The 24,007-nt window shown below is 75.2% G+C and carries 20 protein-coding genes, 1 pseudogene and 1 riboswitch; of the genes and pseudogenes, 12 read left to right on the forward strand and 9 right to left on the reverse strand.

Features of this window, described 5'->3' with window-relative positions; translation table 11 throughout:
• Nucleotides 1–215: 215 nt before the first annotated feature.
• From J5Y04_RS00470 to J5Y04_RS00495, 6 genes are all read left to right on the forward strand, one after another.
• Complete coding sequence (locus J5Y04_RS00470; RefSeq protein WP_307852854.1) at nt 216–725, forward strand: gamma-glutamylcyclotransferase family protein; 510 nt, start codon at nt 216–218, stop codon at nt 723–725.
• A 244-nt stretch (nt 726–969) separates the two neighbouring features.
• Nucleotides 970–2,352 (forward strand): precorrin-6Y C5,15-methyltransferase (decarboxylating) subunit CbiT, encoded by a 1,383-nt coding sequence (gene cbiT, locus J5Y04_RS00475; RefSeq protein ID WP_209408645.1) that lies wholly within the window; start codon nt 970–972, stop codon nt 2,350–2,352.
• Complete coding sequence (cobM, locus tag J5Y04_RS00480; RefSeq protein WP_209408648.1) at nt 2,349–3,110, forward strand: precorrin-4 C(11)-methyltransferase; 762 nt, start codon at nt 2,349–2,351, stop codon at nt 3,108–3,110. The genes cbiT and cobM overlap by 4 nt, the downstream gene beginning before the upstream one ends.
• Entirely contained in the window at nt 3,110–3,862 is a 753-nt protein-coding gene (locus J5Y04_RS00485; protein ID WP_209408651.1) for a cobalt-precorrin-6A reductase, read from the forward strand. The genes cobM and J5Y04_RS00485 overlap by 1 nt, the downstream gene beginning before the upstream one ends.
• Before the next feature lie 40 nt (nt 3,863–3,902).
• Nucleotides 3,903–4,406, forward strand: a complete 504-nt coding sequence (locus J5Y04_RS00490) for a DinB family protein (RefSeq protein WP_209408654.1) — start codon at nt 3,903–3,905, stop codon at nt 4,404–4,406.
• 29 nt (nt 4,407–4,435) lie between these two features.
• Complete coding sequence (locus tag J5Y04_RS00495; RefSeq protein WP_209408657.1) at nt 4,436–4,942, forward strand: protein phosphatase; 507 nt, start codon at nt 4,436–4,438, stop codon at nt 4,940–4,942.
• 25 nt (nt 4,943–4,967) lie between these two features.
• On the opposite strand, the gene J5Y04_RS00500 is transcribed toward J5Y04_RS00495, so the two are convergent.
• From J5Y04_RS00500 to J5Y04_RS00520, 5 genes are all read right to left on the reverse strand, one after another.
• Nucleotides 4,968–6,497 carry a UDP-N-acetylglucosamine 1-carboxyvinyltransferase gene (locus J5Y04_RS00500; protein WP_209408660.1) on the reverse strand — a complete coding sequence of 510 codons (1,530 nt, stop codon included), beginning with the start codon at nt 6,495–6,497 and terminating at the stop codon, nt 4,968–4,970.
• Nucleotides 6,498–6,612: 115 nt separating this feature from the next.
• The gene (locus tag J5Y04_RS00505) at nt 6,613–7,869 is read right to left on the reverse strand and encodes a cobalt-precorrin-5B (C(1))-methyltransferase (protein WP_209408663.1); all 1,257 of its coding nucleotides are present in this window, start codon (nt 7,867–7,869) and stop codon (nt 6,613–6,615) included.
• Between the two features lie 82 nt (nt 7,870–7,951).
• The gene (locus tag J5Y04_RS00510) at nt 7,952–9,466 is read right to left on the reverse strand and encodes a precorrin-2 C(20)-methyltransferase (protein WP_209408666.1); all 1,515 of its coding nucleotides are present in this window, start codon (nt 9,464–9,466) and stop codon (nt 7,952–7,954) included.
• The gene (locus J5Y04_RS00515; protein WP_148641655.1) at nt 9,463–10,089 is read right to left on the reverse strand and encodes a precorrin-8X methylmutase; all 627 of its coding nucleotides are present in this window, start codon (nt 10,087–10,089) and stop codon (nt 9,463–9,465) included. Before J5Y04_RS00515 ends, J5Y04_RS00510 begins: the two co-directional genes overlap by 4 nt.
• Nucleotides 10,086–11,414 (reverse strand): hypothetical protein, encoded by a 1,329-nt coding sequence (locus J5Y04_RS00520; protein ID WP_209408669.1) that lies wholly within the window; start codon nt 11,412–11,414, stop codon nt 10,086–10,088. The genes J5Y04_RS00515 and J5Y04_RS00520 overlap by 4 nt, the downstream gene beginning before the upstream one ends.
• Before the next feature lie 143 nt (nt 11,415–11,557).
• A riboswitch (cobalamin riboswitch) is annotated at nt 11,558–11,642 on the forward strand.
• Nucleotides 11,643–11,749: 107 nt separating this feature from the next.
• Between J5Y04_RS00520 and cobN the strand changes: the two genes are divergently transcribed.
• Nucleotides 11,750–15,364 carry a cobaltochelatase subunit CobN gene (cobN, locus tag J5Y04_RS00525; RefSeq protein WP_209408672.1) on the forward strand — a complete coding sequence of 1,205 codons (3,615 nt, stop codon included), beginning with the start codon at nt 11,750–11,752 and terminating at the stop codon, nt 15,362–15,364.
• 277 nt (nt 15,365–15,641) lie between these two features.
• On the forward strand, nt 15,642–17,231 hold the full coding sequence (gene lnt, locus J5Y04_RS00530) for an apolipoprotein N-acyltransferase (protein WP_209408674.1): 1,590 nt from the start codon (nt 15,642–15,644) through the stop codon (nt 17,229–17,231).
• Between the two features lie 160 nt (nt 17,232–17,391).
• Here the strand turns inward: lnt and J5Y04_RS00535 are convergent, their stop codons facing one another.
• Together J5Y04_RS00535 and J5Y04_RS00540 are read right to left on the reverse strand one after the other, a co-directional pair.
• Nucleotides 17,392–18,156 (reverse strand): VOC family protein, encoded by a 765-nt coding sequence (locus J5Y04_RS00535; RefSeq protein ID WP_209408677.1) that lies wholly within the window; start codon nt 18,154–18,156, stop codon nt 17,392–17,394.
• Between the two features lie 12 nt (nt 18,157–18,168).
• Complete coding sequence (locus J5Y04_RS00540) at nt 18,169–19,077, reverse strand: NADP-dependent oxidoreductase (protein ID WP_209408679.1); 909 nt, start codon at nt 19,075–19,077, stop codon at nt 18,169–18,171.
• Between the two features lie 199 nt (nt 19,078–19,276).
• On the opposite strand from J5Y04_RS00540, the pseudogene J5Y04_RS00545 reads away from it, so the two are divergent.
• A pseudogene (locus tag J5Y04_RS00545) lies at nt 19,277–19,801 on the forward strand (amidohydrolase family protein); the annotation flags it as partial.
• A gap of 81 nt (nt 19,802–19,882) precedes the next feature.
• Here the strand turns inward: J5Y04_RS00545 and J5Y04_RS00550 are convergent.
• Together J5Y04_RS00550 and J5Y04_RS00555 are read right to left on the reverse strand one after the other, a co-directional pair.
• Nucleotides 19,883–20,386 (reverse strand): DinB family protein, encoded by a 504-nt coding sequence (locus J5Y04_RS00550; protein ID WP_209408681.1) that lies wholly within the window; start codon nt 20,384–20,386, stop codon nt 19,883–19,885.
• Between the two features lie 64 nt (nt 20,387–20,450).
• Complete coding sequence (locus J5Y04_RS00555) at nt 20,451–21,356, reverse strand: GyrI-like domain-containing protein (protein WP_209408694.1); 906 nt, start codon at nt 21,354–21,356, stop codon at nt 20,451–20,453.
• 314 nt (nt 21,357–21,670) lie between these two features.
• Between J5Y04_RS00555 and J5Y04_RS00560 the strand changes: the two genes are divergently transcribed.
• The 3 genes from J5Y04_RS00560 (at nt 21,671) to ribA (ending at nt 23,927) form a co-directional block, all read left to right on the forward strand.
• Entirely contained in the window at nt 21,671–22,510 is an 840-nt protein-coding gene (locus J5Y04_RS00560; RefSeq protein ID WP_209408696.1) for a hypothetical protein, read from the forward strand.
• A gap of 34 nt (nt 22,511–22,544) precedes the next feature.
• Nucleotides 22,545–23,033, forward strand: a complete 489-nt coding sequence (locus tag J5Y04_RS00565; RefSeq protein ID WP_209408698.1) for a SitI3 family protein — start codon at nt 22,545–22,547, stop codon at nt 23,031–23,033.
• A gap of 234 nt (nt 23,034–23,267) precedes the next feature.
• Nucleotides 23,268–23,927, forward strand: coding sequence for a GTP cyclohydrolase II (ribA, locus tag J5Y04_RS00570; RefSeq protein WP_209408700.1), 660 nt, complete (start codon nt 23,268–23,270; stop codon nt 23,925–23,927).
• Nucleotides 23,928–24,007 lie beyond the last annotated feature (80 nt).

Raw genomic sequence — 24,007 nt, forward strand, 5'->3', positions numbered from 1 at the left:
GGGTGTCCCCCTTGGACGGTGCTGGCGGTTCACCCGCCATGACAGCGCATCAGCGGGTCCGCGCGCCAGTGGGTATCACCAGGCGATCGCCGCAGGCGCTACGGTGGGCGCCCCTCGGCCGGTGCCAGCACGGCCGGGGACGACCGGTCACCGACGACCGATCACCGACAACAAGCGACGACCGCCGACGGATGTCGGATTCCAGGAGGTGCCCAGTGCCCGCCGAACCGGCCGACCCCGCCGACCCCGCCGACCCCGCCGACGCCGCCGGCCCCACCGACGACGACGACGCCGGCGCGCTGCCGTTCTTCGTCTACGGCACGCTCCGCACCGGCGGTCACAACCACGCCTTCCACCTCGCCGGGCGCTGCGCCGACGTCCGGCCCGCGGTGCTCCCCGGCGCCGCCCTGCACGACGGCCCCGGCTTCCCGTTCGCCGTGCCGGACGCGACGCCCGGCCGCCAGGTCGTCGGCGAGCTGATCACCGTGCGTCCCGGCGCGTACGGCCCCGCACTCGCCGCGCTCGACCTGCTGGAGGACTGCCGGGCGGACGGCACCGGCGAGTACGTGCGACAACGGCTGACCGTCCGGACGGCGGGCGGCCGGACGCACGAGGCCTGGGTCTACCTGGCCGGCCCCGCCGTCGCCGCCCGCCTGCGCACCCACCCGGCACTCATCCCGTCCGGGGACTGGATGCACCGGCGGCGAGGGCCCGACGGGCCCTGAGCACGGCGGGGCGGCGGGGCACCGGCACGGAGAAGCGCGAGGAGGCCAGAGCGCAGGAGCACCGGCCCGCCGGCGAACGGCGATATGTCGACACTGCGCCGCTATACCGGGCGTGCACCCTGGCCAGGAGCCCGCCGCGTACCGCCAGGTAGGCTGCGGCTGCCCGCACCACCGGCGGACTGGCGGTCGCCCACCGCCGCGCGGGCACCGAACCACGCCTTGCCGACCAACGAGGAGCCTCCCGGTGTCCGAGCTGCCACCTCCGATCACCGTCGTCGGGATCGGGGCCGACGGCTGGCCCGGCCTGGCCGGCACCTCGCGGGCGGCCCTGCGCGAGGCCGAGGTGGTGATCGGCGGACCGCGCCAGCTCGCCCTGCTCCCCGCCGACGAGGTCGCCGCCGCACGCGTGCCGTGGCCGTCCCCGCTGCGCCCGGCCGTCCCCGGGCTGCTCGCCGAGCACGCCGGCCGCCGGGTCGCGGTGCTGGCCAGCGGCGACCCGATGTTCTACGGCATCGGCCGCACCCTCGCCGAGGCCCTCACCGGTACGCCCGCCGGGACCCCGGCCCAGGCCCTCACCGGTACGCCCGCCGAAGACCTCGCCGACGGCCTTGCCGGATCCGCCGGATCCGCCGGCGCCGAGCGTCTGCGCGTGCTGCCGCACCCGTCCTCCGTCTCCTACGCCTGCGCCCGGCTCGGCTGGCCCCTGGAGACCACCGAGGTGGTGAGCCTGGTCGGCCGCCCCCTCGACACCCTGGCGCTCGCCCTGCACCCCGGCCGCCGGCTGCTCGTCCTCAGCGCCGGCGCCGCGACCCCCGCCGCCGTCGCCGCGCTGCTCACCGCCCGCGGCTTCGGCGCCGCCCGGCTCCGGGTACTGGAACAGCTCGGCGGCCCCGGCGAACGGCACCTGGAGGGCCCGGCAGACGGCTGGCCGCACCCGGCCGGCGACCCGCTCAACGTCATCGCGGTCGAGCTCGGTCCCGGCCCGCGGACCTCACTCGTCCCCGGCCTGCCGGACGACGCGTACGAGAGCGACGGCCAGCTGACCAAGCGACACGTCCGCGCCGCCACCCTCGCCACCCTCGCCCCCGCGCCCGGCGAACTGCTCTGGGACATCGGCGGCGGCTCCGGCTCGATCGCGATCGAGTGGCTGCGCGCGCACCGCGAGAACCGGGCCGTCACCGTCGAGCGCGACCCCGTCCGGGCCGCCCGCATCTCCCGCAACGCCGCCGCGCTCGGCGTGCCCCGGCTGGACGTGGTCACCGGAGCGGCGCCCGCCGCGCTGGGCGGACTCCCGGTCCCCGACGCGGTGTTCATCGGCGGCGGCCTCACCGCGCCCGGCCTGCTGGACGCCTGCTGGGCGGCGCTGCCGCCGGGCGGCCGGCTGGTCGCCAACACCGTGACCCTGGAGTCCGAGGCCCTGCTCACCGAGTGGTACCGGCGGCACGGCGGCGAACTGCTGCGCCTGGCCGTCGCCCACGCCGTCCCGGTCGGCGGCTTCACCGGCTGGCGCCAGGCGATGCCGGTCACCCAGTGGTCCGCCGTCAAACCCCCTGCCGAAGCCGCCAGGCCCACCTCCGCCGCCGCCAGGCCCGCCACCGCCGCCCTCGTCGAACAGGAACCCTCGTGACCGTCCACTTCATCGGAGCCGGCCCGGGCGCCGCCGACCTGATCACCCTGCGCGGCGCGCGCATCCTGGCCCGCGCCGAGGTCTGCCTCTACGCCGGCAGCCTGGTGCCGCGCGAGCTGCTGGACGAGTGCCCGCCCGGCGCCCGGCTGGTCGACACCGCCCAGCTCACCCTGGACCAGATCGTCGCCGAGCTGGTCGCCGCGCACGAGGCCGGCCAGGACGTGGCCCGGCTGCACTCCGGCGACCCGTCCGTGTTCAGCGCCGTCGCCGAGCAGATGCGCCGCCTCGACGCGGCCGGCGTCCCGTACGAGGTCGTCCCGGGCGTCCCCGCCTTCGCCGCCGCCGCGGCCGCGCTCAAGCGGGAGCTGACCGTGCCGACCGTCGGCCAGACCGTCATCCTCACCCGGATCGCCAAGCGCGCCACCCCGATGCCCGAGGGCGAGGACCTCGCCACCCTCGGCCGCAGCGGCGCGCTGCTGGTGCTGCACCTGGCCGCCGGGTACGTGGACGACGTCGTCGAGCAGCTGCTCCCGCACTACGGCGCCGACTGCCCGGCCGCGGTGGTGGCGATGGCCAGCCGCCCGGACGAGCTGGTGCTGCGCGGCACCGTCGGCACCATCGCCGGGCAGCTCAAGGCCTCGGGCGTGGTCCGCACCGCGGTGATCATCGTGGGCCGGACACTGGCCGCCGAGCAGTTCCGCGACAGCCACCTCTACTCGGCGGACCGCGAGCGCCCGCACGAGCCGTGCGGGGCCTGATGGCGCACGTCCTGGTCCTCGGCGGGACGACGGAGGCGCGGGCCCTGGCGGCCGCGCTGGCCGGCCGCCCGGGCCTGCGGGTCACCAGCTCGCTCGCCGGGCGGGTCGCCGAGCCGCGGCTGCCGGCGGGCGAGGTCCGCATCGGCGGCTTCGGCGGGCCCGACGGGCTCGCCGCCTGGCTGCGCGACCACGCGGTGGACGCCTTCGTGGACGCCACCCACCCGTTCGCGGCCGTGATGTCGCACAACGCCGCCCTGGCCGCCGCCGCGACCGGCGTTCCGCTGCTGGCGCTGCGCCGCCCCGGCTGGACACCGGTCGACGGGGACCGCTGGCACCCGGTCGCCTCGCTGGACGAGGCGGCCGCCGTGCTGCCCGTCCTGGGCCGCCGGGTCTTCCTCACCACCGGCCGGCAGGGCATCGGCTCCTTCGCCCACCTCGACGGCCTGCACTTCCTGGCCCGCTCGGTCGACCCGCCCGAGCCCCCGGTGCCCGCGGCCCTCGACGTCCTGCTCGACCGCGGCCCGTTCACCCTGGACGGCGAGCGGGCACTGCTGCGCGAGCACCGGATCGACGTGGTGGTCACCAAGGACAGCGGCGGCGCCGCCACCGCCCCCAAGCTCACCGCCGCCCGCGAACTCGGCCTGCCGGTCGTGGTCGTGGAGCGCCCGCCGCTGCCGGCCGGGGTGCCGGCGGCCGGGTCGGTGGAGGCGGCGCTGGACTGGCTGGCCGGGTACGGCACCGCCCTTCGGTAATTCCGCGTGCCGCGCCGCCCGGCGCTGCCATCATGGGGCGATGGACAGCAACCAGCGCACCCCGACCCTGCAGACCGCCGACGAACGCGCCACCCTGGTCAGCTTCCTGGACTTCCAGCGCGACACGCTCGCGATGAAGTGCGCCGGCCTAAGCACCGAGCAGCTCCGCAGCCGCGTCCTCCAGCCCTCCGGGCTCTCGCTGCTCGGGCTGGTCCGCCACCTCACCGAGGTCGAGCGCGGCTGGTTCCGCAACGTCTTCAACGACGAGGGGCGCCCCGGCTTCTGGAAGCACCCGGACGGCAGCTTCGCGGAGTTCGACGTGGAGACCGCAGACCCGGACGAGGCCTTCGCCGTCTGGCGCGGCGAGTGCGACCACGCGCGGGAACTCGTGGCCGCCGCCGAGTCGTTGGACGTCACCGGACACCACGGCGAGGAGGCGTTCTCGCTCCGCTGGATCCTCACCCACATGATCGAGGAGTACGCCCGCCACAACGGCCACGCCGACCTGCTGCGCGAGCACCTCGACGGCGAGACCGGGGAGTAGCCGGGCCCGGAAAGGACGACGGAGCCCCGATGCCGACCCGCCACAAGGAACGCGACGTCCCCGGGCCGACCGGGCCGTGGAACGAGATCGTTCCCGGCCTCTGGATGGGCGGTCATTTCACCACCCCGCCCGGCCGCGCGCTCGAACCGGTCGTCGTGGAGCGGGAGTTCGACCTCGTGGTCAGCCTGTTCACCCGGCCCGGGCACGGGCCCGCACCGGGGGTGGAGCACCTGGTGCGCGAGGTGCCGGACGGGCCGCTCTCCGCCGCTCAGCTGCGCGCCGTCCAGGAGGCGGCGACGTGCACCGCCGAGGCCGTCCGCCAGGGGCGTGCCACCCTCGTCCGCTGCCACTCCGGCTACAACCGCTCCGGGCTGGTGGTCGCCCAGGCCCTGGTCGAGCTCGGCCACGAAGCCGGCGCCGCCGTCGGGTTGGTCCGCGAGCGGCGCTCGCCGTTCGCACTCGACAACCCGCTGTTCGTGGAGTACCTGACCTCCGGGCTGGACACCGCACGACTGCTGGCCGGCCTCGACGGGTGAGGCCGGCCAGCAGGGTGACGATCCGTCAGATGTCGCGGAAGGTCTCGATCTGGGCGCCGATCGAGTTGAGGCGCTCGGCGAGGTCCTCGTAGCCGCGGTTGATGACGTAGACGTTGCGCAGCACCGAGGTGCCCTTGGCGGCGAGCATCGCCAGCAGGATGACGACCGCCGGGCGCAGGGCCGGCGGGCACACCATCTCGGCGGCGCGCCAGCGGGTCGGGCCCTGGACGAGGACGCGGTGCGGGTCGAGGAGCTTGATGTCCGCGCCGAGCCGGGTGAGTTCGGTGAGGTAGATGGCGCGGTTGTCGTAGACCCAGTCGTGGATCATCGTGGTGCCGTGGGCGGCCGCGGCGATCGCGGCGAAGAACGGCACGTTGTCGATGTTGATGCCGGGGAACGGCATCGGGTGGATGGTGTCGATCGGCGCGGTCAGCTTGGAGGGCCGGACGGTGAGGTCGACCAGTCGGGTGAAGCCGTTGTGGGCCCGGTACTCGGGGGTGCGGTCGTAGTCGAGGCCCATCCCCTCCAGCACCGCGAGCTCGATCTCCAGGAACTCGATCGGCACCCGGCGGATCGTCAGCTCGGAGGAGGTGACGACGGCGGCGGCGAGCAGGCTCATCGCCTCGACCGGGTCCTCGGCGGGGGTGTAGTCGACGTCGCAGGTGATCTCGGGAACGCCGTGCACGGTGAGGGTGGTGGTGCCGATGCCCTCGATCTTCACGCCCAGCCGCTCCAGGAAGAAGCAGAGGTCCTGGACCATGTAGTTGGGGGAGGCGTTGCGGATGACGCTGACGCCGTCGTGCCGGGCGGCGGCGAGCAGGGCGTTCTCGGTGACGGTGTCGCCGCGCTCGGTCAGCACGATGGGCCGGTCCATCGGCGCGCCGGGCTGCACGGAGGCGTGGTAGGCGCCGGCGGTGGTGGCGACCTCCAGGCCGAAGCGGCGCAGCGCGGTGAGGTGCGGCTGGACGGTGCGGGTGCCGAGGTCGCAGCCGCCGGCGTACGGGATGGCGAAGCGGTCGGCGCGGTGCATCAGCGGGCCGAGGAACATCAGCACGCTGCGGGTGCGGCGGGCGGCCTCGACGTCCATGGCGGCCAGGTCGAGTTCGGCGGGCGGGGTGAGTTCGAGGTCCCGGCCGTCGTTGGTCCAGCGGCTCTTGACGCCGATGCTGGTGAGCACCTCGAGGATGCGGTAGACCTCTTCGATCCGGGCGACCTGGCGGATCGTGGTGCGGCCGGTGGTCAGCAGCGAGGCGCAGAGGATCGCCACGCAGGCGTTCTTGCTGCTGCGGACGTCGATGGCGCCGGAGAGGCGGGTGCCGCCGGCGACCCGCAGGTGCATCGGGCCGGCGTAGCCGAGGGAGACGATCTCGCTGTCGAGTGCCTCGCCGATGCGGGCGATCATCTCAAGGCTGACGTTCTGCTTGCCCTGTTCGATGCGGTTGACCGCGCTCTGGCTGGTGCCGAGGGCCTCGCCGAGCTGAGCCTGGGACCAACCACGGTGCTGACGCGCGGTACGGATGAGGGTGCCGATACGGGTGAGGTAGTCGCCTGTCACCCGGCAGACCATATCTCATGGTTGAGATAGCACCAGAACCGGGCCCGCACCTTGCACCACTTTTGTCCGATTCTCACCTCGTATGGGCGTCAGATCTTCACATCACAGCAACGGTTCAGGCCTGTTCCGGCCCGGCCGGCTCTGCACGGCCGACGATGGTGCCGGCCCGGTCGATGCAGATGACGTCCACCGCGACCGGTGAGCCGACCAGCACCCCGAGCGCGGTGGCGCGGGCCGCCTCGGCCACCAGGTCACCCAGCGGGACCCCGGCCGCACGGCAGAGCTGGATCGCCTCCAGCGCCGTGTTGGCCGCCGCCACCGCGTCGGCCAGCTCCGGGCCCGCGCCGCCCGTGCGGGCCAGCCCCGCCAGGTACCCCTTGTCCACCTGGGAGCGCGCCGAGTGCAGGTCGAGGTGGCCGGCGGCGAGCTTGGAGAGCTTGGCGAAGCCGCCCGCGATGGTCAGGCGCGGCACCGGGTGGCGCTTGAGGTACTTGAGCACGGCCCCGGCGAAGTCGCCCATGTCGAGCAGTGCGTCCTCGGGCAGGCCGTGCACGGCGACGGCGACCTTCTCCGAGGTCGAGCCGGTGCAGCCGGCGACGTGGGTCCGCCCGGCGGCCCGGGCGACGTCCACCCCGCGCCGGATGGAGTCGATCCAGGCGGAACAGGAGTAGGGGACGACGATGCCGGTCGTGCCGAGGATGGAGAGGCCCCCGAGGATGCCGAGCCGCGGGTTCCAGGTGGAACGGGCGATCTCCTCCCCGTGGTCGACGGAGATCTCCACCACGACGTCCCCGTCGCCGCCGAACTCGGCCGCCACCTCGGCGACCGCGTCGCGGATCATCTGCCGGGGCACCGGGTTGATGGCCGGCTCGCCGACGCCGAGCGGCAGCCCCGCCTTGGTGACCGTGCCGACCCCCGGCCCGGCCCGGAACACCACACCGCTGCCGGGCTCCCCCGCCCACACCGTCGAACGGATCAGCGCGCCGTGCGTGACGTCCGGGTCGTCCCCGGCGTCCTTGACCACCGCGGCCATCGCCCGCCGCACGGCCGGCCCGGCGTGCGCATCCGGCCCGGCCTGCACGCCCGGCCCGGCCGGCGCGTTCGCCGCCGCAGCCGCCGCACCCGGCCCGTCCGCCAAATCCTCGGCGGCCAGGGCGAATCCGGGCCGCTGTCCCTTCGGGAGCGTGATCACCACCGGGTCCGGGAACGCCCCCGTCAGCAGCGCCTGGTACGCCGCCTTGGTCGCCGCCGTAGCGCAGGCGCCGGTCGTCCACCCGTGCCGCAGGCCGCTGCTCTTCAGCTGCCCGGCCCGACCTCCGACCTCACCCACGACCGCTCCCTGCTCCGCACTCCCGCTCCTGGACGCCCCCATCCTCCCCCGCCCGCCGACCGTCGGCCCACCCGCCCTGCCGGAGCGGGAGGCCGGCCGTACCGGCCTCCCGCTCCGCGCGGGCTCACGCCTCCGGGTAGCGGCGGGGGGTCCAGACGACCTCGGTGGCGTTGCCGCGCTCGACGGCCTGCGTCTGGGAGGAGCCGATGAGCAGGATCGTGCGCATGTCGACCTGAGCCGGGTCGAGGTCGGCGAGGCGGACGGTCCGGACGCGTTCGGTCGGGCCGCCGACGTCGCGGGCCATCACCACCGGGGTCTGCGGCGCGCGGTACTCCAGCAGGAGGTCGCGGGCCAGGCCGACCTGGGTGGTGCGGGACTGCGAGCCCGGGTTGTAGAGGGCGAGCACGAGGTCGGCCTCGGCGGCGAGGCGCAGGCGCTTGGCGACCACGTCCCAGGGCTTGAGCCGGTCGGAGAGCGAGACCACGGCGTAGTCGTGGCCGAGCGGGGCGCCGGCGCGGGAGGCGGCGGCGTGCGCGGCGGTCATACCGGGGACGATCCGGACCGGAACGTCGCGGTACGCCTCCTCGCAGGCCACCTCCAGCACGGCGGTGGCCATCGCGAAGACGCCCGGGTCACCGGAGGAGACGACCGCGACCCGGTGGCCGCGGCGGGCCAGGTCGAGGGCGAACTCCGCGCGCTCGGACTCCACCTTGTTGTCGGAGCCGTGCCGCTGCTGGCCGGGGCGGACGGGCACCCGGTCCAGGTAGGTGGTGTAGCCGACCAGGTCGGTGGCGGCGGCGAGCGCGCCGCGCGCCTCGGGGGTGAGCCAGAGCGGCCCGGCCGGGCCGGTGCCGATCACGGTGACACTGCCCGCGCCGTCGGTCGCCGGCACGGCCGGCTCCAGCGGCGCGACCTTGCTCGGCAGCACCGCGACGGAGAAGTAGGGGACGGTCTCCGCGTCTATCGAGGCCAGCGGCGCGGTGCGCTCGCCGTCCATGAAGGCGCGCTCGACGTACTGGGCGTCGTCCAGCCGGCCGGCCCGCTCCAGCGCGCGGCGCACGGCCGGGAAGGTGCGGCCCAGCTTCATGATCACGGCGGAGTCGGCCGAGGCGATCCGCGCGGTGAGCTCCTCCTCCGGCAGCGTGCCGGGGATGACGGTGAGCGTCTCCTCCGCCTCGGTGAGCGGCTGCCCCAGCCGGGCGGCGGCCGCGCTGACCGACGTCACGCCGGGGACCACCTCGGTCGGGTAGCGGTGCGCCAGGCGCTTGTGCATGTGCTGGTAGGAGCCGTAGAAGAACGGGTCCCCCTCGGCGAGGACGACGACGTCACGGCCGGCGTCCAGGTGGGCGGCCAGCCGGGCGGCGGCCTCCTGGTAGAAGTCGTCGAGCGCGCCGCGGTAGCCGCCGGGGTGGTCGGTGGTCTCGACCGTGATCGGGTAGACCAGCTTCTCCTCGATCTGACCACCCGTCAGGTACCGCTCGGCGATGGACCGCGCGATCGAGCGGCCGTGCCGGGCGCTGTGATAGGCCACCACGTCGGCCTTGCCGATGAGTTCGGCGGCGCGGACGGTGACCAGGGACGGGTCGCCGGGGCCCAGGCCGACCCCGTAGAGCCGGCCGGTCTGCTGAGTGTCCGTCACTCTTCCTCACTCGCAATCGCGTTGACGGCGGCCGCGGCGATCGCGCTGCCGCCGCGCCGGCCGCGCACCACCAGGTGCTCCAGGCCGGACGGGTGCACGGCCAGGGCCTCCTTGGACTCGGCGGCACCGATGAAGCCGACCGGGACGCCGATCACCGCGGCCGGGCGCGGTGCGCCCGCCTCGATCATCTCCAGCAGCCGGAACAGCGAGGTCGGCGCGTTGCCGACGGCGACCACCGCGCCCTCCAGCCGGGGCAGCCAGAGCTCCATGGCGGCGGCGCTGCGGGTGTTGCCCATCTTCCGGGCCAGTTCGGGCACCGACGGGTCGGTGAGGGTGCAGATCACCTCGTTGTCGGCGGGCAGCCGCTTGCGGGTGACGCCGCTGGCGACCATGTTCACGTCGCAGAGGATCGGCGCCCCCGCGTTCAGGGCCGCGCGGGCGGAGGCGACCGCGCCCGGCGAGTACACCAGGTCCTCGACCAGGTCGGTCATGCCGCAGGCGTGGATCATCCGCACCGCGACCTGGGCCACGTCGGCGGGCAGGGCGGCGAGGTCGGCCTCGGCCCGGATGGTGGCAAAGGACTGGCGGTAGATGGACGCGCCGTCCTTCTCGTACTCGATCACTTCGTGGTCCTCCGGGCCTCGGCGACCGCCTCGGCCATCTCCTCGTTCGTCACGTCCACGGTGGCGGCGTCCACCGTCACCCGGTAGCCCTGCCCGGTGGCGAGCACGTCCACCCACGCCCCGGCCGGATGGCCGCAGCGCCGCTCGCAACCGGACCAGTGCACCCGCAGCCCGCCGCCCGGCACCGGCGCGAGGTCCAACGCCCGGGCCGCGTCCGTACGGACGTCGGCCAGGGACTTGGCACACCCCGGCAGTCCGGTGCAGGCGCTCGCGCCGTCCCAGGCGGTGCCGGGCGCCGTGCGGAAGCCGGCCGCCGCCAGCGCGGGCAGCCGGTCGGCGGCCGCCCCGGGCAGGACGACGCCGCGCCAGGGGGTCAGCCGCAGCTCCCCGGCCGACGCCCCGGCCAGCACGCGCCACTGGGCGGCGGTGGCCCGGCCGAAGCGCAGGCCGACGGAGAGCCCGCCGGGCAGCGCACCGAGCGGCGGGGGCGTACCCGGCAGGTCGGGCAGCGGGGCGGTGCCGGGGTCCAGCAGGTCCGGCACGTCGCGCAGGTGCCAGGCCTTCCGGCCGCTCGCACGCAGCGCGTCCAGGAACTCCCGGGCCGCGTCCAGTGCGGCGTCCACCGCACCGGCGGCCGGGACGACGCGCGCGGTGGCGGCCCGGCCGAGGCGCAGCAGCACCGTGCCGTCCGCACCTCCTGAGCCGGGGCCCGCGCCCTCCGCACCGGCGCGCGGAGTGCCGTCCGCGCCCCTGTCCACGCCGTCGGCCGGGGCCGTCCCGGGGCCGGCGCCCGAGCCTGCGATCAATGTCACATCGGCGTCGAGCGCGGCGACGTCGCCCCGCCCGTCGTCCAGCGCGAAGAGGAACTTGCCGGAGAGTCCGGTGGCCCAGCCGCTCGCGCAGAGCGCGGCGTCCAGCTCGCGCGCCCAGGCCCGGACGTCGGGCCGGCCGTCGGCGGGGCCGGCCGACGGGCCCGGCGAGGCCACGATGTTGCGGACCCGCTCGTGCGTCTCGGAGGGCAGCAGTGCGGCGGCGCGCAGCCGCTCGGCCAGCTCCTGCCCGCAGCCCGAAGCCAGGCCGCGCAGTTGGACGTTGCCGCGCGAGGTGGTCTCCAGCGCGCCGTCGCCCAGCGCCTCGGCGGCCTCGGCCAGCGCCAGTGCCTGACGGTCCGTCAGCAGACCACCGGGCAGGCGGACCCGGGCCAGGGCGCCGTCGTCGGCGGTGTGCAGACGAAGGGCCCCCGGGCAGGCGTCCGCGCGCCCCCGGTCGGGCACCGCGGCGCCCGGCGTGGTGGCGTCGGGTGTCGGTGGCATGGCCGCGAGCATACAGATGATCCGATCGCTTGCCTCCGTACGCCGGGTCACACTCCCCGCCGCCCCACCGGGGCACTCCCCCAGGTCAGCCGCACCCCGTACGATGCTGCCGGGCGGCCCTCGCGGACCGCCCGCACGCCAGCGACGGCGCAGGGGAGGAAACCGGTGCAAGCCCGGTGCGGTCCCGCCACTGTGACCACGGTTCACCGGACTTCCGGAGACCGTGGGAGCCAGGAACTCCTGCCGTCCTCCACCGGCCCGGGGCGCGGACCCCGAGGAAGGCTCCACGCCATGCGCCCCCGCAGTTCTGTGCCCATGCCCGCCATCGAGGCCGGGAGGGCCTTCGCATGATCCTGCTGCTGTCGACGTCCGACACCGACCTGCTCAGCGCCCGTGCCTCCGAAGGGCCGGTCCGCTACCGCCTCGGCAACCCGGCCCGGCTCTCGTCCGACGACCTGCCCGCCCTGGTCGAGGGCACCGACCTGGTCGTGGTCCGCCTGCTCGGCGGGCGCCGCGCCTGGCAGGAGGGCCTGGACGCGCTGCTGGCCGGCCCCCGCCCGGTGATCGTGCTGACCGGCGAGCAGGCGCCCGACGCCCAGCTGATGGAGCTGTCCACCGTGCCCGCCGGCATCGCCGCCGAGGCGCACGCCTACCTCGCCCACGGCGGCGCGGCCAACCTCGCCGAGCTCGGCGCGTTCCTGTCCGACACCGTGCTGCTCACCGGCCACGGCTTCGCCCCGCCGGCCTCCGCCCCCGCCTGGGGCCCGCTGGTCCGCGAGGCCCGTACGACCGACGGCCCGACCGTCGCCGTGCTCTACTACCGCGCCCACCACATGAGCGGGAACACCGCCTTCGTCGAGACGCTGTGCCGGGCGGTCGAGGACCAGGGCGCGCAGGCCCGGGCGTACTACTGCGCCTCGCTGCGCGGCGCCGAGCCCGAGCTGCTGGCCGCGCTCGGCGAGGCCGACGCGATCGTCACGACCGTGCTCGCCGCGGGCGGCACCCGCCCGGCCGACGCGCAGGCCGGCGGCGACGAGGAGGCCTGGGACGCGGGCGCGCTGGCCGCGCTGGACCGGCCGATCCTGCAGGCGCTCTGCCTGACCTGGTCGCGCGCCCAGTGGGAGGCCAGCGACGACGGCCTCTCCCCGCTGGACACCGCCACCCAGATCGCCGTGCCGGAGTTCGACGGCCGCCTGATCTCCGTCCCGTTCTCCTTCAAGGAGCTGGACGAGGACGGCCTCACCGTCTACGCCGCCGACCCCGAGCGCGCCGCCCGGGTCGCCGGCACCGCCGTCAAGCACGCCCGGCTGCGGCACATCCCGGCCGCCGAGCGCCGGCTCGCCCTCGTCCTGTCCGCGTACCCGACCAAGCACGCCCGGGTCGGCAACGCCGTCGGCCTGGACACCCCGGCCAGCGCGATGCGCCTGCTGGAGCGCCTGCGCGCCGAGGGCATGGACCTCGGCACCGACCTGCCCGGCCTGGACACCGTGGCGGAGGACCAGCACGAGGGCGACGCCCTGATCCACGCCCTGATCGCGGCCGGCGGCTACGACCAGGACTGGCTCACCGAGGAGCAGCTCGCCCGCAACCCGGTCCGCATCCCCGCGGCCGACTACCGCCGCTGGTACGCCACGCTGCCCGAGGCGCTGCGCACGCAGGTCGAGGAGCACTGGGGCCCGGCCCCCGGCGAGCTCTACGTCGACCGCTCGCAGAACCCGGACGGCGACATCGTGCTGGCCGCGATCCGCTCCGGGAACCTGCTCGTCCTGATCCAGCCGCCGCGCGGCTTCGGCGAGAACCCGGTCGCGATCTACCACGACCCCGACCTCCCGCCGTCCCACCACTACCTGGCCGCCTACCGCTGGATCGCGGCCGCGCAGGCCGACGGCGGTTTCGGCGCCGACGCGGTGATCCACCTCGGCAAGCACGGCAACCTGGAGTGGCTGCCCGGCAAGACCGCCGCGCTCTCCGCGGAGTGCGGCCCGGACGCCGTCCTCGGCGACCTGCCGCTGGTCTACCCGTTCCTGGTCAACGACCCGGGCGAGGGCACCCAGGCCAAGCGCCGCGCCCACGCCACCCTGGTCGACCACCTGGTGCCGCCGATGGCCCGCGCCGACTCCTACGGCGACATCGCGCGCCTGGAGCAGCTGCTGGACGAGCACTCCAACATCGCCGCGATGGACCCGGCCAAGCTGCCCGCGATCCGCGCCCAGATCTGGACGCTCATCCAGGCCGCCAAGCTGGACCACGACCTCGGCCTCGACGAGCGCCCCGAGGACGACGGCTTCGACGACTTCCTCCTGCACGTCGACGGCTGGCTCTGCGAGATCAAGGACGCCCAGATCCGCGACGGCCTGCACGTCCTCGGCCAGGCGCCGGCCGGGACCGACCGGGTCAACATCGTGCTCGCCATCCTGCGCGCCCGGCAGATCTGGGGCGGCGTCAGCGCCCTGCCCGGCCTGCGCGAGGCGCTCGGCCTGGACGAGGCCGCGCTGACCCTGGGCGCCACCGACGCCGCCGAGGCGCAGGCACGCGCCCTGGTCGAGGCGATGGAGGCCGAGGACTGGGCGGCCGAGGCGGTCGAGAAGGTCGCCGCCGGGCTGCCGGAGGCCGTCCACGAGGTGCTGGCCTTCGCCGCGACCCAGGTCGTCCCGCGCCTCGCCGCCACCACCGACGAGCTGGACGCCGTGCTGCACGCGCTCGGCGGCGGCTTCGTCCCGGCCGGGCCGTCCGGCTCGCCGCTGCGCGGCCTGGTCAACGTGCTGCCGACCGGCCGCAACTTCTACTCCGTCGACCCGAAGGCCGTGCCCAGCAAGCTCGCCTGGGAGACCGGCCAGGCGCTCGCCACCTCGCTGGTCGAGCGCTACACCGCCGACAACGACGGCGCCTTCCCGCCCTCGGTCGGGCTCTCGCTCTGGGGCACCAGCGCGATGCGCACCGCCGGCGACGACATCGCCGAGGCCTTCGCCCTGCTCGGCGTCCGCCCGGTCTGGGACGACGCCTCGCGCCGGGTCACCGGCCTGGAGGCGGTCTCCCTGGAGGAGCTGGGCCGCCCGCGCATCGACGTCACCCTGCGCATCTCCGGCTTCTTCCGCGACGCCTTCCCGCACGTGGTCGCCCTGCTGGACGACGCGGTGCGCCTGGCCGCCGCGCAGGAGGAGCCCGCCGAGCAGAACTTCGTCCGCGCGCACGTCCAGGCCGACCTGGCCGTCCACGGCGACGAGCGCAAGGCCACCGTGCGCGTCTTCGGCTCCCGCCCCGGCACGTACGGCGCCGGACTGCTCCAGCTGATCGACAGCCGCGACTGGCGCACCGACGCCGACCTCGCCGAGGTGTACACGGTGTGGGGCGGCTACGCGTACGGGCGCGGCCTGGACGGGCGGCCGGCCCGCGAGGAGATGGAGACCGCGTACAAGCGGATCACCGTCGCCGCGAAGAACACCGACACGCGCGAGCACGACATCGCCGACTCGGACGACTACTTCCAGTACCACGGCGGCATGGTCGCCACCGTCCGCGCGCTCACCGGCAAGGCGCCGACCGCCTACATCGGCGACTCCACCCGCCCGGAGACGGTCCGCACCCGCACCCTCACCGAGGAGGCCGCCCGGGTCTTCCGCGCCCGCGTGGTCAACCCGCGCTGGATCGAGGCGATGCGCCGCCACGGCTACAAGGGCGCCTTCGAGATGGCCGCCACCGTCGACTACCTCTTCGGCTACGACGCCACGACGGGCGTGGTCGCGGACTGGATGTACGAGAAGCTCACCCAGGAGTACGTCCTCGACCCGGTCAACCGCGAGTTCCTGGCCGGCGCCAACCCGTGGGCGCTGCACGGCATCAGCGAGCGCCTGCTGGAGGCGGCCGAGCGCGGCCTCTGGGAGCAGCCCGACCCGCGGCTGATCGAGGAGCTCCAGGCCGCGTTCCTGGAGACCGAGGGTGACCTGGAGGGCGACGAGGGCTGACGCCCGGCCCCGTGCGGCCGCCGTCCCCGCTCCGGGGGCGGCGGCCGCACGCGTGAGCGCCGACGGCGTTTCCCCGCCGACGGCGTGCCGGTCGCGTGCGGGGTGCCGGTCGCGTGCCGCGTTCCCGCCACCGGCCGCCTGCCCGCCACCGGTGGCGTCTCGCTCTCCGGTGGCGTCTCACTCGTCGGCGACGTTTCCTCGTCGGCGGAATTTCCATCGCCCGTTCGGGTGACGCGAATACTGGTGGCATTCCCCGGCCAAGCGGACAATACGGGGCATGTCGCGCCGCCTCGCCCTCAGCCCGCCCGCCCTCGGGACATCCGCCGGCCAGGACCGGGACGTCCGTGCCCACCGGTACCGGGCCCGGGTGGCCGCGCTGGCGGCCGGGGCGCTGCCGGTGTTCGCCTTTCCGGCGCCCGGGCTCGCCCCGCTGGCGTGGGTCGCGCTGGTGCCGGGCCTGATGCTGATGCAGCGGGCGCCCGGGGGGCGGGAGGCGGCGGTGCGGGGGTGGTGGTTCGGCGCAGGGTTCATCCTCACGGCGATGTACTGGCTGATCCCGTCGATCGGGCCGGCGCTGCCGGTGCTCGCGGTGGTGTTCGGGGCGTTGCAGGCGGGGGTGGGGTACGCCGTGTGGCGACTGCTGCACCCGCCGCTGACCACGCGTCGGGCGCTCTCGGCCCTGGTGGTCGTCCCCGCGGTCTGGCTGACCACCGAGTACGCGCGGTCCTGGCACGCGCTCGGCGGGCCGTGGGCTCTGCTCGGCGCGACCCAGTGGCAGCACCCGGCCGTCCTGGCGCTGGCGTCGGCGGGCGGGATCTGGCTGGTCAGCGCCGCCGTCGCGGCCGCCAACACCGGGGTGCTGATCGTGCTGACCGCCACCGGCCGGCGCCCGCGCGCCGTGGCGGCACTGGCCACCGTGCTGGTGCTGGCGGCCGGCCCGGTGCTGTTCTCGCTGCGCGCCGCGCCCGTCCGGGACGGGGCGGTGACCGTTGCGCTGGTCCAGCCCGGGATCGTCGAGGATCCGCAGGCCCGGTTCGCGGCGAGCGCCGCCGCGACCGCCGCGCTCGACGGGCGGCCGGTCGACCTGGTCGTCTGGGGCGAGTCCAGCACCACCGCCGACCTCGACCGCGATCCGGCATCGCTGGCCCGGCTGCGTCAGCTCGCCGCGGTCACCGGCGCCGAGGTGCTGGCCGGCGAGGACGCCCGCAAGGCGGACGGGCGGATCTCCAAGGACGCCGTCCTCGTCTCCCCGGCCGGCGTCGTCGACCGCTACCGCAAGATCCGGCTGGTGCCGTTCGGCGAGTACATCCCGCTGCGGCCGCTGCTCGGCTGGATCGCGGGCGTCAGCCGGGCGGCCGGCGAGAACCGGGCGCCGGGGACGGCGTTCCACGTCCTCCCGGCCACCGACCGCGGGGGCGCGCCGCTGCCGGTCGGGGCGCTGATCTGCTTCGAGTCGGCCTTCCCCGACATGTCCCGCACGGCCGCCCGGGACGGCGCCCGGGTGCTGGTCTACCAGTCCTCGACCTCGACCTTCCAGCGCACCTGGGCACCCGAGCAGCACGTCTCGCTGGCCGCGATCCGCGCCGCGGAGACCGGCCGGCCGGCCGTCCAGGCCTCGCTCACCGGCGTCTCGGCCGCGTTCGACGCCCAGGGCCGGGAACTGGCCCGGCTCGGCACCGACCGCACCGGCGCACTGACCGTGCGCCTGCCGCTGACCGGGCCGACCGAGCTGACCTGGTACGACCGCGTCGGCGACGTGGTGCCGGCGGTGGCGCTGCTGGTCACGGCAGGTGCGGCTGTCACGGCGGTGACGGCGTCACGCCGACGCGCCCGCACCGGCCGACGTGACCCGGACCAGCCGGCCTGACTCCGGCCTGCCGACGTGACCCGCACCGGCTGGTCTGACCCCGACCTGCAGGCCTGACTCCGGCCTGCCGACGTGACCCGCACCGGCTGGTCTGACCCCGACCTGCCGGCGTGACCCCGACCGCCCGGCGTGACCCGGACGGACCGGCCCGCGTCGGGGCTCAGCCGTCCCCGGGGTCCTGGTAGATGCCGAACGCCGCCCCCAGCGGGTCGCGCAGCACGGCGATCCGGCGGCCGCCCGGCATCGAGACCGGCGCCATCAGGACGCCCGCGCCGAGGTTGCCGGCCCGGAACGCGGTCACCTCCGCGTCCGCGACGGCGAAGTACGGCAGCCAGTGCGGCGGCACCTGCGGCGGGAAGCCGTCGTCCATCGTCAGCATGCCGCCGAAGTCCTCGTCGGCCAGGCCCCACTGGGTGTACCGGTCGGACGGGCGGACCGTCCAGCCGAACACCGCCGGGTAGAACGCCCGGGCGCCCTCCGGGTCGCGGGTCAGCAGCTCCACCCACCCCAGCGCGCCCGGTTCGTTGAGCACCTCGGCGCCGGTCAGCCGGTTCGCCTGCCAGAGCCCGAACACCGCTCCCGACGGGTCCGCCGCGATCACGAACCGGCCGAAGTCCAGCGCCTCCATCGGCGCGACGATGATGGTCCCGCCCGCCCCGGTGATCAGGTCGGCGGTGGCGTCGGCGTCGGTGACGGCGAAGGAGATGCTCCAGGCCGTCGGCTGGCCCTCCCCGTAGAGCGGGGCGATCGACGCGGCGATCGCCCCGTCCAGCCTCATGAAGGTGTAGCCGCCGGCCTCCGGCCGTTCGTCGCGGTCCGGCTGCCAGCCGAGGAGTTCACCGTAGAACCGCTGGGCCGCGCCCGGGTCCGCGCTGCCGTGCTCCACCCAGCAGGGCCCGCCCGTGGTCACCTTGTTCTGCTTCATCTCGCCCTGCTCTCAGCCGATTTCGAGGATCAGTTTGCCGCGCGCGTGCCCCGACTCGACGAGGGCCAGCGCCTCCGCGGCGTGGGCCAGCGGGTGGCGGCCGGTGATGTGCACGTCCAGCTCTCCGGCGGCCACCAGGGCGGCCAGTCCGGCGAGCGTCGCCGGGGTGGTGGAGCGGGTGATGAAGCGCCCGCCCAGCTCCGCGGCGGTGGCCGGGTCGACGGTGGAGACCAGTTTCGAGCGGTCGGACAGGGTCGCGGCGGCGGCGCGCAGGTCGTCCCCGCCGACGAGGTCGAGGATGCCGTCCACCCCGTCCGGCGCGACCGCCCTGATCCGCTCGGCCACACCGTCGCCGTAGCGCACCTGCACCGCGCCCAGCGACTCCACGTACCCGCGGTTGGCGTCGCCCGCCGTTCCCACCACCCGGATTCCGCGGCTGCGGGCGATCTGCGCGGCTACGCTGCCCACGCCGCCCGCGATGCCGAGGATCAGCAGCGTCTGCCCCGAGCCCACCCCGACGTCGCGGACCCCGTCGTCGGCCGTCGCCGCCGCCACCGGCAGCGTCGCCGCCTCGGCGAATCCGACGGTCCCGGGCTTGACGGCGCTCATCGAGGCCACCAGCAGGGTCTGCTCGGCGAAGGCCCCGGCCGCCGCGACGCCGAACACCTCGTCGCCCGGCGTGAACCCCGTGACACCCGGCCCGATCCGCTCGACCACCCCCGCGGCCTCCTGCCCCATGACGGCCGGCAGCTCGCCGTCCGTCCCGAGCCACCCGCGGCGGACCTTCCAGTCCACCGGGTTCACCCCGGCCACCCGTACCGTGATCCCCAGCTGCCCCGGTCCGGGCTCCAGCACCGGCCGGTCCAGGAACTCCTGATTCTCCGGCCCGCCGTAGTCGACGAACCCGAACGCCTTGGCCATCCTCGATCCACTCCTTCGCCGCGGCCCCTGCGCGGGGCGCTGCCAGGCCTCCTCCCCCGCCCCAGCATGCGGGCCGGGCCGGGGCACGGCCCGCCGGTGCTGCGCCGAACGGACGTGTGTCGGCGGCGGCGGCCGCGGGCCGGCGGCCGACTCGGGCTTCACCGTCCGTCAGCGGTCCGCCGTGCGCCGCGGGCCGCGGGCCGCCACCCTGCCCGCGCCGGAAAGGGAGGCCGCCCGGCTGCTCTCGCACGCGGTGACCCGGGGGACGCGCGCGGTGCGGGCCCACGTGGACGTGGCACCCGCGTACGGCCTGGCCGGCGTGGAGGGGCTGGCGGCCGTCCGGGAACGGCTGGAGGCGGCGCTCGACGTCCAGGTCGTGGCCTTCCCCCAGCACGGGGTGCAGGTGGGGCCTAGGCTCGGACGGGGTGCGCGACTCGTGGAGCCCGTTCGGCAACGCCGACATGCTGCACCGCGCCCACCTGCTCGGCTGGACCACCGACGCCCGGACCGATGCCGTGCTGACCGACTGCTTCGCCCTCGCGGCCGACGGCGGCGCCGAGTTGCTCGGCCTGCCGGTGGCGGACCTCGCGCCGGGCTCACCGGCCGACTTCATGCTGGTCTCCGGCGAGTGCCTGCCGCAGGTGGTGGTCGACCTGCCCGGTCGCGAACTGGTCGTCCGGGGGCCGGCCGGGTGGTGGCCCGGGACGGCCGCTTCACGGACTGAGCCGCTTCACGGACCGAACAGGGCTGGTGAACAGGACGGGCGGCCCCGGGTTGCCGGAACCGCCCGCCCCGCTCCCGCCGCTCACCCCCGGTTGTGGTCGCCCGTCCGGCCGTCGAGCAGTTCGCGGAGGATGTCCATGTGCCCGGCGTGACGGGCGGTCTCGGTGGCCATGTGGATGAGGACCCAGCGCAGCGACACCTCGTCGCCGAACCAGGCCCGCCCGAGGTCGTCCAGCTCCAGATCCTCGACCACCAGGTCGGCGGCCGCACGGGCGCGGGCGTAGAAGGTGAGGACGTCGGCGGTGGACTCGTCCGGCCGGATCCGCATGTCGGACTCCTCGTCCTCGTCCAGGTCGAACGGCAGCGGACCGCTCTCGCGGCCGAACGCCTCGCAGAACCAGCCGAGTTCGGCACCGCCGAGGTGCTTCACCAGACCCAGCAGGGACGTCCCGGACGGGGTCATCGGCCGCCGGAGCTGCTCGTCGTCGAGCCCTTCGAGCTTCCAGAGCACCGCGTCACGGTGCCGGTCGAGAGCCGTGAACAGGCTTTCCTTCTCCGCCCCTTGGAAGGGCACGCGCTTCATCATGCGCGGACCATAACAGCCCGCCGTTCCGGTGGGGGTGGCCAACTCCCCACCGGAACGGCCTGGTTCACCGCGCAGACCGCTCCACCTGGATCCAGAGCTGAGCCTCCGCCTCGCCCGCGGGCAGGAAGCGGGTGCGCAGGATCTCCGGGCCCGGGCGGGTCTCGTACGGGTTGGAGGGGAACCACTGGGTGTAGACGTCCCGCCACATCTCCTGGAGGGCCTTCGGGAAGATCCCGGTGTTGGAGAAGACGGCCCAGGTGCCGGCCGGCACCTCGCGCACGTCCAGGCCGTCCGGGACCACCGCGTCCGCACCGGCCACCACCGCGTGGTAGTAGTCGAGTTCGACGCCCTCCTCACGGCTGTCCGAGAAGAACTCGGTGACCGCGACGATCCCCTCCGGCTCCTGGTCCGAGAGGGCCGAGATCCGGTCGACAACCTCCTGGCCGAGCCCCTTGATGAACTCGGCGATGGCCGGGTTCACCCCCTCGTGAACCAGCGGGACCCGGGCCCGCCGTCCGACGATCCGGAACGCGGGCTTCTCGACGATGCGGTATTCCATACTGCTGCTCCCTTCGATGACGACTCGGAAGGACATCCGGGGCTGGGACTTCAGCGCCGCACCCCCACGACGGGCCTCCCCGGGCCCGACGCCGTGCATCGCCCGGAACGCCCGGGCGAACGCCTCCCCCGAGGTGTAGCCGTAGCGGACCGCCACATCGAGCAACGTCCGCTCGCCGGCGAGCACTTCGGCCCCGGCGATGGTGAGCCGACGGCGCCGCACGTACTCCGACAGCGGCATGCCGGCCAGTGCGGAGAACATCCGCCGGAAGTGGTACTCCGACGTCATCGCGATCCGCGCCAGCTCGGCCACGTCGACGGACGCGCCCGCGGACCCGTCGGCCGACAGGCCGACCGACGCGCTCAGGCACTCCTCGATGTGCTCCATCGCCCGGTTGAGGTGCTCCAGCATCCCTGCCCCCGTCCTTCCTCTTACTGATCACCACCGTAGGAAGGACCCAGCCTGCCGCACCCGACATCCTGTGCCCGCTCCGGTCGGGTGCCGGACGGCGACCGCCTCCGAGACGGTGGCCGGGTCGCCGCCCGACAGGCCGTCGGCCTCCCGGCGCGACACCGGCGTGAAGCCCACCGTCGGGGCGCCGGCGACCCACCGCCCGGGGCGGCGGCGGAGAATCCGTTTGACCGCGTGGCCTGTCAGGCCCCAGTGTTCCGACCCGGACGTCCGCCCACCGCGGGGGGACCGTCAGGGAGGGAACCCGAAAGCCGATGCCACGCAACGACACCGACCCCGCCGGAGCCACCGAGACCGCACCCGGGACCGAGGCCGGCGCCGGCACCACCTCCGACACCGACACCGGCCCCACCTCCGACACCGACACCGATACCGACAGCGGCACCGCGACCGCCTCCGGCGCCGAAACGGCCGCCGAGCGCCTGCGGGCGCGGTGGGCGGAGCCGCCGGCGGCGGTGCCGCCCTGGTACCGGCGGGTGTCGCGGCGGACGTGGAAGGTGTCGGGGGGCGTGGTCGCGGCGCTGGCGGCCTTCGGCCTGTTGGCCACCGTGTTCGGGCCGGACGATCCGGTGCGCTACCGGCTGGACGCGCCGCAGAGCATCGGCGAGCTGACCCGGGAGGCGGACTCCTCCGGTGCGTACGCCGCCCAGGACGCGGAGATCTTCCCGAACACCCTCGGCTACATCCGGTTCCACGAGCACTTCGTCGCCGGGTACCGCCGGCCGGGCTCCACCGAAGCGGACTTCCTCGTCATCGGCGCCACCGGCTCGTTCGCCAGCCCGGTCCGCGAGCTGGACGACCTGCTCGGCGGGGTGGATCCGGCGCTCCGGCCGGCCGCGATCGGCGCCGCCTCACCGCAGGCCTCCCCCAGCGGGTACACCATCTTCCCGTCCGGCCCGCTCGGCGGCTTCCTCAAGTGCACCGCGCACGACAACGGGCACAAGGACGTCATCGCCGTCTGCGCCTGGGCCGACTCCACCACCCTCGGCAGCGTCACCGACTACTCGCAGGACGCCGGCAGCATCGACCTCACCGCGCTCGCCGAGCGCACCCGGGCCATCCGCGCGGCGATGACCAGCCGCGCCGACGGGTGACACCCGGCCCGCCCCAGCCCCGGAAGGACGGCCGATGGCCCTCGACTTCGACCTCGAACTCACCGCACCCGTCACGGCCGGACAGCTCGCCGCCGCCGTCTGGGCCGCGGCCGGCCCACTGCTGCCCGCCGGCCGCTTCACGCCCGGGGACCTGCTGACGGACGGTGTCCTGACCGTCCGGGAGACGTGGCTGAAGGTGGTCGAGTCCCAACCGGTGGCGTACTGGCAGCCGACCCTGGACTGCGTGCCGTTCACGGCGACCGCCAGGCTGGCGCTGCGGCTCGGCAAGTTCACCGACCTCTCCGCCCAGCAGGACGACATGACCGGTCTCGCCGCCGCCGTCCTGGCCCTGGTCCCGGCGGAGGCGGACGCGGCGCTGCACTTCCAGTCCGAGGTGGTCTGGCTGGTGCGCCGCGGCGGCCTGCTGAGCCTGAGCGAACGGTCCGACCTCTGGCCCCCGCACCGGCTGGCCGCCTTCCCCGGGCCGTACGCCCGCGCCGCCCACACCCTCGACGGAGTGTGACGCGCGGGAACAACGGAGTGTGACGCGCGGGAACACCCGCGTCCTCCGTGGTGTTGCGAGCCTGCGCCGCTGCAGCGTCGCCCGTACCGGTCCCTGCCACCTGCCACCTGACGTCGGCAGCCGCCACCGAACGGTGAGCCGACGCCCCGGGCACGTGGACGGCAGTTGTTCAAATTGGAACGACCTAGTACGGTCGACAACCGACCACCACACCGCAATCGGAGGGCCCGTCCCATGCCGCAGCCCGTCACGTCGCAGCCCGGCACCGCCACGGTGCGCTCCCGGGTGCGCATCCCGCTGACCTTCCCGGACGGCTACCGCGCCGAGGCCGAGGTCTTCACCTTCCACGGCCTGGCCGACGGCGCCGAGCACCTGGCGCTCGCGTTCGGCGCAGTGGCGCAGGGCCGGCCGGCGGACGGCGGGACGCCGCTGGTGCGGCTGCACTCGGAGTGCCTGACGGGCGACGTGTTCGGCTCGGACCGCTGCGACTGCGGCCCGCAGCTGCGCGAGTCGGTCGAGCGGATCGCCGAGGCCGGCGGCTACCTGCTCTACCTGCGCCAGGAGGGCCGGGGCATCGGCCTCTACAACAAGCTGGACGCCTACGCCCTCCAGGACTCCGGCCTGGACACCTACGACGCCAACACCGCGCTCGGCCTGCCCGAGGACGGCCGCGACTACACCGCCGCCGCCCAGATGCTCGGCGCACTCGGCGTCACCGGCGTCGACCTGCTCAGCAACAACCCGGACAAGGCGGCGCAGCTGGCCGCGCTCGGCATCACGGTCGAGCAGCGGGTGCCGACCGGCGTGCACCTGAACGACAGCAACGTGCGGTACCTGCGGGCGAAGGTGGAGCGGACCGGGCACTCGATCGAGCTCTCCCGGCTCGTGGGCTGAGCCCGCGGCGCCCGTCCGGCACACCCGGCCCCCACCGGCCCGGCACCGACCACGGCCCACCGGCCGGGCCCGCCGGAAGG

The sequence above is a fragment of the Kitasatospora sp. RG8 genome (assembly GCF_017813315.1).
Taxonomy (GTDB): domain Bacteria; phylum Actinomycetota; class Actinomycetes; order Streptomycetales; family Streptomycetaceae; genus Kitasatospora.

Bases quoted from the DNA above. Each gene is read 5' to 3' on its own strand.
- J5Y04_RS00485 (WP_209408651.1), top strand. From the start codon at position 3,110: ATGGCGCACGTCCTGGTCCTCGGCGGGACGACGGAGGCGCGGGCCCTG.
- J5Y04_RS00490 (WP_209408654.1), top strand. From the start codon at position 3,903: ATGGACAGCAACCAGCGCACCCCGACCCTGCAGACCGCCGACGAACGC.
- J5Y04_RS00495 (WP_209408657.1), top strand. From the start codon at position 4,436: ATGCCGACCCGCCACAAGGAACGCGACGTCCCCGGGCCGACCGGGCCG.
- J5Y04_RS00505 (WP_209408663.1), bottom strand. From the start codon at position 7,869: ATGGGGGCGTCCAGGAGCGGGAGTGCGGAGCAGGGAGCGGTCGTGGGT.
- J5Y04_RS00520 (WP_209408669.1), bottom strand. From the start codon at position 11,414: ATGCTCGCGGCCATGCCACCGACACCCGACGCCACCACGCCGGGCGCC.
- cobN (WP_209408672.1), top strand. From the start codon at position 11,750: ATGATCCTGCTGCTGTCGACGTCCGACACCGACCTGCTCAGCGCCCGT.
- lnt (WP_209408674.1), top strand. From the start codon at position 15,642: ATGTCGCGCCGCCTCGCCCTCAGCCCGCCCGCCCTCGGGACATCCGCC.
- J5Y04_RS00535 (WP_209408677.1), bottom strand. From the start codon at position 18,156: ATGAAGCAGAACAAGGTGACCACGGGCGGGCCCTGCTGGGTGGAGCAC.
- J5Y04_RS00540 (WP_209408679.1), bottom strand. From the start codon at position 19,077: ATGGCCAAGGCGTTCGGGTTCGTCGACTACGGCGGGCCGGAGAATCAG.
- J5Y04_RS00550 (WP_209408681.1), bottom strand. From the start codon at position 20,386: ATGATGAAGCGCGTGCCCTTCCAAGGGGCGGAGAAGGAAAGCCTGTTC.
- J5Y04_RS00555 (WP_209408694.1), bottom strand. From the start codon at position 21,356: ATGCTGGAGCACCTCAACCGGGCGATGGAGCACATCGAGGAGTGCCTG.
- J5Y04_RS00560 (WP_209408696.1), top strand. From the start codon at position 21,671: ATGCCACGCAACGACACCGACCCCGCCGGAGCCACCGAGACCGCACCC.
- J5Y04_RS00565 (WP_209408698.1), top strand. From the start codon at position 22,545: ATGGCCCTCGACTTCGACCTCGAACTCACCGCACCCGTCACGGCCGGA.
- ribA (WP_209408700.1), top strand. From the start codon at position 23,268: ATGCCGCAGCCCGTCACGTCGCAGCCCGGCACCGCCACGGTGCGCTCC.